12 protein-coding genes and 1 pseudogene are annotated in these 14304 nt (G+C 63.0%); 11 read left to right on the top strand and 2 right to left on the bottom strand.

What is annotated here, in order from left to right; genetic code table 11:
• Positions 1-97: 97 nt before the first annotated feature.
• From repC to hutU, 6 genes are all read left to right on the top strand, one after another.
• Complete coding sequence (repC, locus tag ACP151_RS07080; protein WP_424978176.1) at positions 98-1240, top strand: plasmid replication protein RepC; 1143 nt, start codon at positions 98-100, stop codon at positions 1238-1240.
• A 246-nt stretch (positions 1241-1486) separates the two neighbouring features.
• Complete coding sequence (locus tag ACP151_RS07075; protein WP_424978175.1) at positions 1487-2812, top strand: MFS transporter; 1326 nt, start codon at positions 1487-1489, stop codon at positions 2810-2812.
• An 81-nt stretch (positions 2813-2893) separates the two neighbouring features.
• Positions 2894-4126: an imidazolonepropionase gene (hutI, locus tag ACP151_RS07070; RefSeq protein WP_424978174.1), complete on the top strand. Its 1233-nt coding sequence runs from the start codon at positions 2894-2896 to the stop codon at positions 4124-4126.
• Positions 4123-5646 carry a histidine ammonia-lyase gene (gene hutH / locus ACP151_RS07065; RefSeq protein ID WP_424978173.1) on the top strand — a complete coding sequence of 508 codons (1524 nt, stop codon included), beginning with the start codon at positions 4123-4125 and terminating at the stop codon, positions 5644-5646. Before hutI ends, hutH begins: the two co-directional genes overlap by 4 nt.
• A complete protein-coding gene (hutG, locus tag ACP151_RS07060) occupies positions 5643-6428 on the top strand; it encodes an N-formylglutamate deformylase (protein WP_424978172.1) in 786 nt (261 codons plus the stop codon). The genes hutH and hutG overlap by 4 nt, the downstream gene beginning before the upstream one ends.
• Positions 6425-8107: a urocanate hydratase gene (gene hutU, locus ACP151_RS07055; RefSeq protein ID WP_424978171.1), complete on the top strand. Its 1683-nt coding sequence runs from the start codon at positions 6425-6427 to the stop codon at positions 8105-8107. The genes hutG and hutU overlap by 4 nt, the downstream gene beginning before the upstream one ends.
• A 47-nt stretch (positions 8108-8154) precedes the next feature.
• On the opposite strand, the gene ACP151_RS07050 is transcribed toward hutU, so the two are convergent.
• Entirely contained in the window at positions 8155-8829 is a 675-nt protein-coding gene (locus tag ACP151_RS07050) for a GntR family transcriptional regulator (RefSeq protein WP_424978170.1), read from the bottom strand.
• 107 nt (positions 8830-8936) lie between these two features.
• Between ACP151_RS07050 and ACP151_RS07045 the strand changes: the two genes are divergently transcribed.
• The 5 genes from ACP151_RS07045 (at position 8937) to ACP151_RS07025 (ending at position 13889) form a co-directional block, all read left to right on the top strand.
• Positions 8937-9539, top strand: coding sequence for an amino acid synthesis family protein (locus ACP151_RS07045; RefSeq protein ID WP_424978169.1), 603 nt, complete (start codon positions 8937-8939; stop codon positions 9537-9539).
• Positions 9511-10326, top strand: a complete 816-nt coding sequence (locus ACP151_RS07040) for an alpha/beta fold hydrolase (protein ID WP_424978168.1) — start codon at positions 9511-9513, stop codon at positions 10324-10326. Before ACP151_RS07045 ends, ACP151_RS07040 begins: the two co-directional genes overlap by 29 nt.
• Complete coding sequence (locus ACP151_RS07035) at positions 10323-11249, top strand: flavin reductase (RefSeq protein WP_424978167.1); 927 nt, start codon at positions 10323-10325, stop codon at positions 11247-11249. Before ACP151_RS07040 ends, ACP151_RS07035 begins: the two co-directional genes overlap by 4 nt.
• Entirely contained in the window at positions 11246-12283 is a 1038-nt protein-coding gene (locus tag ACP151_RS07030; protein WP_424978166.1) for an LLM class flavin-dependent oxidoreductase, read from the top strand. Before ACP151_RS07035 ends, ACP151_RS07030 begins: the two co-directional genes overlap by 4 nt.
• A gap of 142 nt (positions 12284-12425) precedes the next feature.
• Positions 12426-13889 carry an aldehyde dehydrogenase gene (locus ACP151_RS07025; RefSeq protein WP_424978165.1) on the top strand — a complete coding sequence of 488 codons (1464 nt, stop codon included), beginning with the start codon at positions 12426-12428 and terminating at the stop codon, positions 13887-13889.
• Positions 13890-14078: 189 nt separating this feature from the next.
• On the opposite strand, the pseudogene ACP151_RS07020 reads toward ACP151_RS07025, so the two are convergent.
• Positions 14079-14304 (bottom strand): annotated as a pseudogene (locus tag ACP151_RS07020) (IS5/IS1182 family transposase); the annotation flags it as partial.

The raw sequence follows: 14304 nt of genomic DNA, 5'->3' as shown, positions 1-14304 counted from the left end.
TCAGATTTAGCACCTTTGGAATAGCCCTTCAGACTCGTCACTGTCAACTCCATGCCCCGCATGGAGGCGGGAATTCTTTGTCTTTCGTGAAAATAACATGGAACAGGCGTCCCAAATCGCATTTGGGCGGCAGGACCTGTGTGGCCAGCTGGCGGGTACTCACGACAAGTGGGATCTTCTGGCTGCGCTGACGCATGCCGCCGCGGAATTTGAACTGAGCCACCGCAGCCTTGGCGTGCTCAAAGCCCTGCTGACCTTCTTCCCAGAGCGCGCCTTGCCCGCCGAACCGGACAGCGCCATCGTGTTCCCGTCGAACCGCAAGCTGATGGAGCGGCTCAACGGAATGCCCGAAAGCACCCTGCGCCGCCATCTGGCCGCCCTCACCCGGATTGGCATTGTCAGCCGCAAGAACAGCCCGAACCGCAAACGCTACGCGCGGCGCAGCGGCGATGACACCCGTTTGGCCTTCGGTTTCGACCTCAGCCCCCTCGCCCGCCACGCCAGTCAGATCTTTGACGCCGCATTGGATGCGCGTGCCAGGGCCGAACGTCTGGCGATGCTGCGTGACCAAGTTGCCGTACTGCGGCAGGCGTTGCTGGACGCAGCCGATGAAGCTGCAGCCCCCCTGCTGGAAGCCGCCCGCAAACTGCTGCGCCGCAAGCCTTGCGAATTGGGTCTGACTGCGATGGCAAAGACCCTGGAGGCGGAAATTGCCAGCCGGACACCTGCGGAGACCCACCAAGCTCCTGCCCTTTCTGCACGCAAAATGAGCGCCCCTGTCAGCCAAAATGAGCGGCACATACAGGATTCAGTAAAAAAAGATTCTGACTCTGAACAGGCGCAGACCAAAGCGCCCTGCCCCCAGCCCATCACCACAGAGGCACAGGACAGCGATGCCGAGAATACCGGTGATCTGGTCAAGGTCCTGCGCGCCTGTCCCGAAGTACAGACCTATTACCCCGGAGCTTTGCGCAGCTGGCAGGATGCCGACCGTATCGCAGAAACGCTGTCCCCGATGATGGGAATAGAGATGCCGGTTCTAAGCGATGCCCGTGCCGCCATGGGCCGCAAAGACGCTGCAACGGTGGTGATCTGCATGCTAGAGAAACTTGGGTCCATCCGCAGCCCCGGCGCATATCTCCGCCGACTTGCACAAAAGGCTCGGGCAGGCCAGTTTTCCACTGCGCCAATGCTGAACGCGCTGCTGCAGACGGGAAACGGGGTGCACCATCGCGCATGATTGTCAGCTGACAATCATGCGTCGCTGAACCTTGCAGACAAAACAGCAGGACCACCCGGACCTGTTCAGCCGCATTGCAGCCTCTGCTTAACATACGAAACTTGCCCGTCGCGCTGGCTGTTGCCGGAATTGTCAGCTGACAATTTTCAAAAGCCGCCACTGTCACGGTCCATTTGAACCATTGCCTTTGGCCCTGTCAGATGCCCAGAGTGGCGCAAACATTTCCAGCCAAAGGCAAGGCCTCACATGCTCTCCATCCTTCGCAACCGGACCTATAGGCATTTGTTCCTGGCACAGATCGTCGCCCTGACCGGCACCGGCCTGGCCACCGTCGCTCTTGGGCTGCTGGCCTTTGATCTGGCCGGCGACCGTGCCGGGGTGGTTCTGGGCACTGCGTTGACGATCAAGATGATCGCCTATGTCACCGTCGCCCCCATTGCTGCCGCCTGGACGGAACAGTTGGACCGGCGCAAAGTGCTGATAGCCCTGGACATGCTGCGGATGGCTGTCGCCGTTTGCCTGCCGTTCGTCAGCGAGGTCTGGCAGGTCTATGTGCTGATTTTTGTGCTGCAATCCGCATCAGCCGGATTTACCCCTGCATTTCAGGCCTCGATCCCTGACGTGCTGACCGAAGAAAAGGACTATACCCAGGCGCTGTCGCTGTCACGGCTTGCCTATGAGCTGGAAAGCCTCTTCAGCCCGATGCTGGCAGCGGCGCTGCTGGTGCTGGTCAGTTCCTCAACCCTGTTCTGGGGCACTGCGGCGGGGTTTGCCGGCTCTGCTTTGCTGCTGCTGTCCATCACGTTGCCGTCACCCGCGCCTAGGACGCCACGGCCAATCTGGGAACGCACCAGCCGTGGCATCCGCAATTATCTGCGGACACCGCGACTGCGGGGGCTTCTGGCGCTCAACTGGGTGGTTTCGGCAATGGCAGCGATGGTGCTGGTCAATACAGTGGTCCTGGTGCGCGCCGGAATGGAGCAGGGAGAAAGTGCAGTGGCGCTGGCACTGGCCTGTTTCGGCGGTGGAGCGATGCTGTCGGCAATGCTGCTGCCGCGCCTGCTGCAGCACATTCCCGACCGTCGCGTGATGCTGGCAGGCGGTGCATTGGGGAGTGCGGCGCTGATGGTTCTGGCATTGACCACGCTGGCGCAGCCGCTGGGCTTTGTCCGGCTGGCAATCGCCTGGTTTGTGATCGGTCTGGGCTATTCTGCGGTCCTGACACCGTCGGGACGGCTCTTGGCGCGGTCCGCCCATGCCGCGGACCGGCCCGCGATCTTTGCAGCGCAGTTCACCTTGTCGCATGCCTGCTGGCTGGTGTTTTATCCGCTGTCGGCCTGGCTGATGGCAGTCTGGGGCGCGGGCGTGGCGATGCTGGTGCTGGCACTGTTGGCCTCCGCCGGTCTGGTCGCTGCGCGCCACTTGTGGCCAGCGGACAGTGGTGCACCGGTTGCACACAGCCACCCGGACCTGCCGCCGGATCATCCGCATCTGCAGGGCAGCCATACACATGCGCATCCGATCATTATTGACGATCTGCACACAGAAATACCCCGGAAACAGCGTATCTGACCCCTGTGCCCCGATATGTGAGCGGGTGATTTTATGACTAGACATAATAACCAAAACAAGTAGCTTATTGCCCGATCGGAAATGAAGCGACTCGGGGGAAACTGCGTGACGGAAAGCTATGTTCTGACGGGCGTGAAACTGGCCACGATGGCCAGTTCTGACACGCCCTACGGGCTGATTGAGGATGGCGCTGTAGCGGTCTCGGACGGGAAAATCGTCTGGGCCGGGGCACGGCAGGAATTGTCAGCTGACAATTACCCGTGGACGCAAATCGAACTGGACGGGCGGCTGGTAACTCCGGGCCTGATCGACTGCCACACGCATATCGTCTTTGGCGGCAACCGCGCGATGGAGTTTGAGATGCGCCTGAAGGGCGCGTCCTACGAAGATGTTGCGAGGGCAGGGGGCGGCATTGTCTCAACCGTGTCGGCAACCCGCGCGGCCTCGCTGGAGGATCTGGTGCAGAAGGCGCTGCCCCGGCTGGATGCGCTGATCGCCGAAGGTGCCACGGTGGTTGAGGTCAAATCCGGCTATGGGCTGGATCTGGAAACCGAGCTGAACATGCTGCGTGCGGCCCGCCGTCTTGCGGACTTGCGCCCGGTGACCGTGAAAACCACTTTTCTCGGCGCCCATGCCACACCCGGTGAATACAAGGGCCGGGATGATGACTATATCGACACCGTCTGCATTCCCGCCCTGCGCACGGCCCATGCTCAGGGGCTGGTGGATGCGGTGGATGGGTTCTGCGAAAACATCGCCTTTGCGCCTGCCCAGATCGAACGGGTGTTCCAAGCAGCGCAGGAGTTGGGACTGCCGCTGAAACTGCACGCCGAACAGCTGAGCCATCAGGGCGGCACCGCATTGGCTGCGCGGTACGGCGCGTTGTCAGTCGATCATGTGGAATATGCAACCGAGGATGACGCACGGGCTATGGCCGCCGCAGGCTCTGTCGCGGTGATCCTGCCGGGCGCTTATTACACCATCCGCGAAACGCAGGCGCCGCCGATCGACCATTTCCGCGCGCATGGCGTGCCGATGGCGCTGGCAACCGATTGCAACCCCGGCTCCTCGCCGCTGACTTCGTTGCTGCTGACAATGAACATGGGCTGCACCCTGTTCCGGATGACACCAGAGGAGGCGCTGGCCGGTGTGACCTGCAATGCGGCCAATGCGCTGGGGCTGAACGACCGGGGCCGGATCGCTGCCGGTATGCGCGCCGATCTGGCGATCTGGGACGTGGAGAGCCCTGCCGAGCTGGCCTACCGCATCGGCTTCAACCCGCTGTACAGCCGTATCTATGAGGGAAAACGATGATCGAAATGATCCCCGGCACGGTCACGCTTGCCACGCTGGAAGATATCTACCGCAACCTGACTCCGGCCAGGCTGGCGTCTTCGGCGCGTGAACCGGTGGCGGCTGCCGCCAGGATGGTTGCGGATGCCGCTGCCGGTGAGGACGCCGTTTATGGCATCAACACCGGTTTTGGCAAGCTGGCCTCGACCAAGATCGCACCGGAAGACACCGCCACGCTGCAGCGCAATCTGATCCTCAGCCATTGCTGCGGGGTAGGGGAGGCACTGCCGGAGGATAAGACCCGGTTGATGATGACGCTGAAACTGCTGTCGATGGGCCGCGGTGCTTCGGGCGTGCGCTGGCTGGTGATCGAACAGATTGAGCAAATGCTGGAACGTGGCGTGGTGCCGGTGATCCCGTCGCAGGGCTCGGTCGGCGCCTCTGGCGATCTGGCGCCGCTGGCGCATATGGCGGCGGCGATGATCGGGGCAGGGGAGGCGACATTCGACGGCACCCGCATGTCCAGCGCAGACGCGCTGCAAAAAGCTGGATTAGAGCCTATTATTCTGGGCCCCAAGGAGGGTCTTGGGCTGATCAACGGCACCCAGTTTTCCACCGCCTGCGCCTTGGCCGGTCTGTTTGACGCCTGGCGCATGGCCGAGGCCTCGGTGACCATCGCGGCGATGACCACGGACGCCATCATGGGGTCCACCGCGCCGCTGGTGGCCGACATCCATTCCCTGCGGGGCCACGCCGGGCAGATTGATGTGGCCCGTGAAATGCGCGGTATCATGGACGGGTCCGAAATCCGCGAAAGCCACCGCGAGGGGGACACCCGCGTGCAGGACCCCTATTGCATCCGCTGCCAGCCGCAGGTGGTGGGCGCGGCGCTGGACGTGCTGCGGATGGCCGCCAAGACGCTGGAGATCGAGGCCAACGCCGTCACCGACAACCCTCTGGTGCTGGTGAACGAAGGCCGCATTGTCTCGGGCGGCAACTTCCATGCGGAATATGTGGGGTTTGCGGCGGATCAGATCGCGCTGGCGGTGGCCGAAATCGGCGCCATCGCGCAGCGCCGGGTGGCGCTGATGGTGGACCCGACCCTCAGCCACGACCTGCCGCCGTTCCTGACGCCTGATCCGGGGCTGAACTCTGGTTTCATGATTGCCGAGGTGACCACAGCGGCGCTGATGAGCGAGAACAAACATCTGGCGAACCCCTGCGTCACGGATTCCACTCCGACGTCAGCCAATCAGGAGGATCACGTGTCGATGGCCGCCCACGGTGCGCTGCGTCTGGGACGGATGAACGCCAACCTGTCAGTGATCCTCGGTGTCGAAATGCTGTGCGCCGCGCAGGGGGTAGAAGCCCGCGACCCGCTGCAAACCTCGGCCCGGCTGCAGGACGTGTTGGGCATGCTGCGCAGCGATATCCCGGCGCTGGCCGAGGACCGCTATCTGGCGCCGGATATCGAAGCTGCCAGCGCCATGGTCCGTGCAGGCCGGGTTGCTGCCGCTGCGGGCGTGGAGATCAGCGCATGATCGAAGTGACCCAAGGTTCATCGCCGCTGGTGCTGGGACTGCCCCACACTGGCACCGATGTGCCGCCGGAAGTCTGGAACTGCCTCAATGAGACGGGCCGGGCGCTGGCCGACACCGACTGGCATATCCACGACCTGTATTCCGGCCTGGTGGAGGACATCACAACCGTCCGCACGCCGATCCACCGCTATGTGATCGACGTGAACCGCGATCCGGGTGGTATCAGTCTCTATCCAGGGCAAAACACCACCACTTTAGTGCCGCTGACGGATTTTGACGGGCTGCCGATCTGGCGCGATGGTATGGCGTCGGATGAGGCAGAGATCACCCGCCGCCGCGAGGCCTATCACGCGCCCTATCATGCGGCGCTGATGGCAGCGCTGGAGCGGGTGAAGGCGATCCACGGCTTTGCCATCCTTTATGACTGCCATTCGATCCGCGGCAATATCCCGTTCCTGTTTGAGGGCCGTCTGCCGGATTTCAACACCGGCACCAATCTGGGCACCACCTGCGCGCCTGAAATCGAGGCGCTGACCGTGGCCCGTTGCGCGGCGGCAGAGGGCTATTCCTCGGTGCTCAATGGCCGTTTCAAGGGCGGCTGGACCACCCGCCACTATGGCCGCCCTGCGGAAGGGCTGCACGCCATCCAGATGGAACTGGCGCAGGCCACCTACTGCCAGGAGGCGCCGCCCTGGACCTATCTGCCGGAGCGCGCGGATGTCTTGCGCGCCCATCTCACCGAAATTCTGACTGATCTGAAAAACTGGAGGCCCTCGGCATGAGCGATCCCCGCAAGAACACCCGCGACATCTTTCCGCCCACCGGTTCGGAAATCACTGCCAAATCCTGGCTGACCGAGGCACCGATGCGGATGATGATGAACAATCTGCATCCCGATGTGGCGGAAAACCCGCATGAGCTGGTGGTTTATGGCGGCATTGGCCGGGCCGCGCGCACCTGGAAGGATTTCGACCTGATCGTCGAGACTCTGAAGACCCTGGAGGAAGACCAGACCCTGATGGTGCAGTCCGGCAAGCCGGTCGGCGTGTTCCAGACCCACAAGGACGCGCCGCGGGTGCTGATCGCCAACTCCAATCTGGTGCCGCATTGGGCCAATTGGGACCACTTCAACGAGTTGGACAAGAAGGGCCTGATGATGTACGGCCAGATGACCGCTGGTTCGTGGATTTACATCGGCACGCAGGGCATCGTGCAGGGCACCTATGAAACCTTTGCCGAAGCCGGGCGCCAGCATTTCGGCGGCGACCTGACTGGCAAGTGGATTCTGACCGGCGGTCTGGGCGGCATGGGCGGCGCGCAGCCGCTGGCCGCTGTATTCGCCGGTGCCTGCTGTTTGGCGGTGGAGTGCAACCCCGACAGTATCGACTTCCGCCTGCGCACCAAATATCTGGACGAAAAGGCCGAGACCCTGGACGAGGCGCTGGAGATGATCGCGCGCTGGACCGCGGCGGGCGAAGCCAAATCCGTGGGCCTGCTGGGCAATGCGGCAGATGTCTTTGCCGAGCTGGTAGAGCGGGCCAAGGCGGGCGGAGCGAAACCCGATATCGTCACCGACCAGACCTCGGCGCATGATCCGGTCAATGGCTACCTGCCGCAGGGCTGGACCATGGCGCAGTGGAAAGAGATGCGCGAAACAGACCCTAAAGCGGTGGAAACAGCCGCCCGTGCCAGTATGCGCGTGCAAGTCGCGGCGATGTGCCAGTTCCATGCGATGGGCATTCCCACCGTCGATTACGGCAACAACATCCGCCAGATGGCGCTGGAGGAAGGGCTGGAGAACGCCTTTGACTTCCCCGGTTTCGTGCCCGCCTATATCCGCCCGCTGTTCTGTCGTGGCATCGGCCCGTTTCGCTGGTGCGCCCTGTCGGGCGACCCGGAGGATATCCGCAAGACCGACGCCAAGATGAAGGAGCTGTTCCCCGAGAACGAAGGCCTGCACCGCTGGCTGGACATGGCGCAGGAACGCATTGCCTTTCAGGGCCTGCCTGCGCGGATCTGCTGGATCGGCCTTGGTGACCGCCACAAGGCGGGCCTCGCCTTCAACGAGATGGTCCGCAACGGTGAGCTGTCAGCGCCGGTGGTGATTGGCCGCGACCATCTGGACAGCGGTTCGGTGGCCTCTCCGAACCGCGAGACAGAGGCGATGATGGATGGGTCGGACGCGGTGTCCGACTGGCCGCTGCTGAACGCGCTGTTGAACACCGCGTCTGGTGCGACCTGGGTGTCGCTGCATCACGGCGGCGGCGTTGGCATGGGCTTTTCCCAGCATTCCGGCGTGGTGATCTGCTGTGACGGCACCGAAGACGCAGACCGCCGCATCGGCCGTGTGTTGTGGAACGATCCGGCCACCGGTGTCATGCGCCATGCGGATGCAGGATATGACATCGCCAAGGACTGCGCCCGCGAGCACGGGTTGAACCTGCCGGGCATCTTGGGCTGATCTGCGGCCAGGCAAACTGTTCAGCCGGCTTTCGTATCGAAGGCCGGCTATTCTTCTTTCAGCTGCCGCTGTGCGGTGGCTTTGGCGTCGCTCAGATGCTGTTCGATTGCCGTTCTGGCGGCTTTGGCATCCCCTGACACAATGGCCTGGCAAATGCCCTGCATATGGGCCGGACCGGATTTTTGCCGGTCTTCGCTGGACAGTGTGACCGCCCGCAACCGGCTGATGCGGCCGTTCAGACGCTGGGTGATTTCCCAGGCGACGTTATGGCCTGCACCATCAAAGATGATCCGGTAGAATTCAGTTGTGGCCCGCAGCATCGGACCGGGCACGCCTGCGGCCACGGCCTGTTGCAGATCCTGCAGCGCCTGCTGCAATGCCGCAGCCAGCTGCGACGTGATGTTTTGCGCGCAGGCGGTGGCGGCGGCGGTCTCCAGCATCTGGCGGATGTCGTAGATCTGCCGCGCGTCCTCCCAGCTGAGCTGTGCCACGATTGGCCCCTTGCCGGGCAGGATTTCCACCAGCCCCTCGGCCTCCAGATAGCGGATGGTTTCCCGCACCACAGTGCGGCTGACCCCAAGCTGGTCGCACAGGGGCCGCTCTACCAGCCGTTCACCGGGGGCAAACTGGCCTGCGATGATCGCCGCGCGCATCCGTTCCTGCACGATATCGCGCAGGGTCTGCGGCTGATGGTCTATTTTGCTCATGATAGGGCCGGTCATGTTTCCTCCGATAGCAACGGGGACAGGGCGGAACAAGGCTGCATTGACATATTGTATGATGGTATACCATATTACAGCAACTGGAATCAGACAGGAAAGATCCGCCGATGCCCGCCGAAATCCGCAAGACGCTGCTGCATGTCGAAGAGACCCTGATCGAGGGCGGCAAGGCGGCGGAAACGCCGCTCAGGATGATTGCCGCGGTGGCGGTGATCACAAACCCCTGGGCGGGGCAGGGGTTTGTCGAAGACCTGCGCCCGGCGATCCACGACTGCGCGCCGGGTCTGGGCGAGAAGCTGACAGCGATGATCCTGGAGGCCGCAGGTGGCGGCGATAAGGTTGAGGGCTATGGCAAATCCGCCATCGTGGGTGTCAATGGAGAGGTGGAGCATGCCTCTGCGCTCATCCATACGCTGCGCTTTGGCAATCACTTCCGCGAGGCGGTGGGGGCGAAATCCTATCTGGCTTTCACCAACACCCGCGGCCCGGCCAATGCGCCGCTGCAAATCCCGCTGATGGACAAGAACGACGGTGGCCGGCGCAGCCATTACCTGACCATCCAGCTGTCGGTGGCGGATGCGCCCGGCCCGGATGAAATCGTGATCGCGCTTGGCGCCTCCATCGGCGGGCGGCCGCATCACCGCATTGGCGACCGCTATCAGGACCTGAAGGAACTGGGCCATGACGCCGACAACCCTGCCGCGGTCTGACCCCTACGGGGCCGTCACCTGCCTGCGGGCTGGGCCGGAAAACGGGCAAGGGGCGCCGGTTGTGCTGATCCACGGGGTTGGCATGCAGGCGGCGGCCTGGGGGCCGCAGATTGAGGCGTTGTGCCTGACCCATCAGGTCATTGCGCTTGATATGCCCGGCCATGGCGGCAGCGCGCCCCTGCCGGGCTGGGCTGATCTTCCGGAATATGTGGCCTGGCTGCATGAGGTTCTGCAGGCGCTGGATCTGGGGCCTGTGTCACTGGCGGGCCATTCCATGGGTGCGCTGATTGCCGGCGGGTATGCTGTTAGCCAACCAGAGGACACGGCGCGGGTGGCGCTGTTGAACGGGGTATTCCGGCGGTCCGCTGAGGCTCGGGCTGCAGTGGAAGCCCGTGCGGCTGAAATTCGCGCGGGCAGTTTTGATCTGGAAACACCGCTGGCGCGGTGGTTTGGAAAGGGCGCAGCTGACCAGCACGCGCGGGCGCAGGTGGCAAAGTGGCTGTCGGGCGTGAACCTGGAGGGCTACGCTGCCGCCTATACCGCCTTTGCCCATGGTGACAGCACCTATGCGGACGGGTTTTCGGACATCGCTTGCCCGCTGCTGGCATTGACTGGCGATGGCGATCCGAACTCAACCCCCGCGATGGCGCGGGCCATGGCAGAGACCGCGCCGCAGGGCCGGGCGGTTGTCATCGAGGGGCATCGGCATATGGTCAACCTGACCGCTCCCGCCGCGGTCAACGCCGCCCTGCGGGACTGGCTGAACACAGAAGGGGAGCCGACATGAGCGACATCGATCCGCGCGCCTTGCGCAATGCATTCGGCACCTTCATGACCGGTGTCACCGTGGTGACGGCATATGACCCGGACGGCAATCCCATCGGCTTTACCGCCAATTCCTTTACCTCGGTGTCGCTGGACCCGCCGCTGGTGCTGGTCTGTATTGCCAATTCCTCCAGCAACTACGCGGCCTTTGAACAGGCGGATGGCTTTGCCGTCAATGTTCTGGCCGAGGATCAAAAGGACGTCTCCAATACTTTCGCACGGCCCGTCGAGGACCGCTTTGCCGCCGTCAGCTGGCAGCAGGGGCCTGAGGGCAGCCCGGTGTTTGAAGGCGTTTCCGCCTGGTTTGACTGTTCCATGCACAAACGGGTGGCGGCAGGCGACCATCTGATCCTGATCGGCAGGGTCGCGGCGTTTGAGACCTCGCCCGCGCCGGGGCTGGGCTATGCCCGTGGCGCCTATGTGACCGCAGCGGCAGAGGCCGAAGCCCTGACACAAGGCGCCAAGCTGATCGTCTCTGCCCTGATTGAGCATGAGGGCAAGGTGCTGCTCATGGGCAATGAGCAGGGCAAGCTGACGCTGCCGGAAACCCGGGTGGGCAAAGAGGGCGCCTCGGCGGCCCTGGCCCGCCTGATCGCGGACACCGGTGTCGCGGCGGAGCCGGGGTTCATCTATTCCGTTTTTGAGGACGAAGCGCGCGAACATCAGCACATCTCTTTCCTGTGCCAATCGGCCGGCGGCACACCGGCCAAGGGTGTTTTCACAGAGCTGACCCAGTCCACGCTGATGGATATCGCCGATGCGGCGGTCTGTACCATGCTGGAACGGTTCGCCAGTGAGGCCCGGATGGGCAATTTCGGGGTGTATTATGGCAATCAGACCACCGGGCAGGTCCGCCCCGTGGCGACAGGGAGCAAGGGCGCATGAAATTTTCTCTCTTTGCGCATATGGAGCGGATTTCTGAAGGTGAGGATCAGAAGCAGCTGTATGACGAATTCATCCAGCTGTGCAAAATCGCCGATGACGGTGGCATGCACGCGGTCTGGACCGGCGAACATCACGGGATGAATTTCACCATCTCGCCGAACCCGTTCCTGAATCTGGTGGATGTGGCGCGGCACACCAGGAATGTGCGGCTGGGGACGGGGACGGTGATTGCGCCGTTCTGGCATCCGATCCGGCTGGCAGGCGAGGCGGCGATGACTGATATCATCACCGATGGCCGTCTGGATCTGGGCATTGCGCGCGGGGCTTACAGTTACGAATACGAACGCATGTTGCCTGGCATGGATGCCTGGGAGGCGGGCCAGCGCATGCGCGAGCTGATCCCGGCGCTGCAGGGCCTGTGGCAGGGCGATTATGCGCAGGAAGGGGAGTTCCACTCCTTTCCGGAAACCACGTCATCGCCGAAACCGGTGCAGCAGGATGGCCCGCCGATCTGGGTGGCTGCGCGCGATCCCAACAGCCATGAATTTGCGGTTGCGCAGGGGTGCAACGTGCAGGTGACGCCGCTGTGGAAAGGCGACGCGGAAATCACCGAGCTGATGGGCAAGTTCAACGATGCCTGCGCCAAACATTCCGAGATGCCCCGGCCCAAGATCATGCTGCTGCTGCACACCTATGTGGCGGACAGCGCCGCGGATGTGAAACGCGGGGCGCAGGAGCTGAACCGCTTTTACAACTATTTCGGCGCCTGGTTCATGAACAAGCGCGGTGTCAGCCAGGGGCTGATCGATCCTTTGAGCGACGAGGAAATCGCCGCGCATCCGTTCTATAGTCCCGAGGCGATGGAGCGCGATCTGGTGATCGGCGAACCGGCAGCGGTGATTGAGCGGCTGAGAAAATATGAGGCGCTGGGATATGATGAATATGCGTTCTGGATCGACAGCAGCATGAGTTTCGAGCGCAAGAAAGCCTCGCTTGAACGGTTCATCGCGCACGTCATGCCGGCCTTTCAGTAGCTGAGACCCGGTGCGCAACAGGACGCGCCGGGCCTCATTGGCCTGTGGGTGGTGAATGAGCTTGCCGCTCAAGGGGCAGTGTGCGGTCAATTGGTGAAAAATAACTTCAACCTTCGTCAAAAGTTCATCAAAGGAGCTGAACATGCAGACCTTCCAGCAGTATATCGGCGGCGCCTTTGAGGACGCAGGCGCCTCTTTCGCAAGTCTTGATCCGGCCACCGGCAAACCCTGGGCCCAGATGCCAAGCGCATCAGCTGCGGATGTGGATCGGGCCGTGCGGGCGGCGGAGGCTGCGTTTTTCTCCGCTGATTGGGCGGGGATGACCGCCACCCAGCGCGGCAAGCTGCTGATGCGGCTGGCCGATCTGGTGGCCGAAAACGCGCCCCGGCTGGCCAGGCTGGAAACCCGCGACACCGGCAAGATCATCCGCGAGACTTCAGCCCAGATTGCCTATGTGGCGGAGTATTACCGTTATTACGCAGGGCTGGCGGATAAGATCGAGGGCGCGCATCTGCCAATTGATAAACCGGATATGGAGGTCTGGCTGCGGCGCGAGCCGGTGGGGGTGGTTGCGGCCATCGTGCCGTGGAATTCGCAGCTGTTCCTCTCCGCTGTGAAAATCGGCCCGGCGCTGGCGGCAGGCTGCACGGTGGTTCTGAAAGCCTCCGAGGAAGGCCCGGCGCCGATGCTGGAATTTGCCCGGATCTTTGATCAGGCGGGCTTTCCGCCTGGGGTGCTAAACGTGATCACCGGCGGACCGGAGGCAGGGGCGGCGCTGACCAGCCATGCATCGGTGGCCCATGTGGCCTTTACCGGCGGGCCGGAGACTGCGCGCCATATCGTGAGGAACTCGGCGGAGAACCTTGCCTCTACCTCTTTGGAGCTGGGCGGCAAGTCGCCGTTCATCGTGTTTGATGACGCCGATCTGGAAAGCGCTGTGAACGCGCAGGTCTCTGGCATTTTTGCCGCCACCGGGCAAAGCTGCGTCGCGGGATCGCGGCTGGTGATCCAGAAGGGCATCAAGGACGCTTTCCTGGCCCGGTTGAAGGAAAAGGCCGAAGCGGTGGTGATCGGGGCGCCGGATGACATGGCGACTGAAGTCGGACCGCTGTGTACCCTGAAACAGCGGGATCACGCGCTGCGGCTGATCGAGGCGTCGGTTGCGGCTGGGGCAGAACTGGTCACGGGCGGCACTGCGGCGGACGGGGAGGGGTTCTATTTTCCGCCAACGGTGCTGGATTGCTCAGCCGCGCCAACTGCGCCCTGCCTGTCGACCGAATTCTTCGGCCCTGTCCTGTCGGTTGTCAGCTTTGAGACCGAGGCGGAGGCTTTGGAGATTGCCAACACCACCGCATTCGGCCTTGCCTCGGGTGTGTTCACCCGGCACCTCACCTGCGCGCACCGGATGATCCGGGGTATCCGGGCCGGGATCGTCTGGGTCAATACCTACCGCGCGGTCAGCCCGATTGCGCCCTTTGGCGGCCATGGGCTGTCCGGTCATGGGCGCGAGGGCGGTCTGCAGGCGGCACTGGATTACACCAAGGTCAAAGCCGTCTGGCTGCGCACCAGTGACGAGGCGATCCCCGATCCCTTTGTGATGCGCTGAATTGCCAGCGGCGGGAACGAGGGGGCTGCCTGCCCCCTCGCGCTCCCCCGGGGATATTTTGAGCCAGAAGAAGATGGGGCGGCCTGTTAGTGGCGGATGCGCTATCCGGTGGCGCAGACCCGGCAGGGGAGCGCGTGGCGTTGTTGCGCAACTCGTTTTGAGGACGAGCTTCCCCTTTCCGCGGCGGATTCATCCATCACACACGATCTCGGCGGTGCCGAGGGCCGAGAATCGGTTCATGAGAGCGATGCGGATGTGGATTTCGGCGGTTTGTCTGTCTGGGTCCCTCGCCATGATGCGTTCGCCGAATGCCTTGAGGCATAGCATTTTGGCCTCCACGCGACTTCGGATGTGATAACCACTCCATCGTTTCCACAGCGCCCTGCCGAAGCGTTGCGAAGCGCGCAGTATCTCG

The organism is Leisingera sp. S232 (assembly GCF_049800895.1).
Classification (GTDB): domain Bacteria; phylum Pseudomonadota; class Alphaproteobacteria; order Rhodobacterales; family Rhodobacteraceae; genus Leisingera.
Note: the sequence above shows the minus strand (reverse complement) of the source record. Positions and strands in the feature narration are given on the sequence as shown.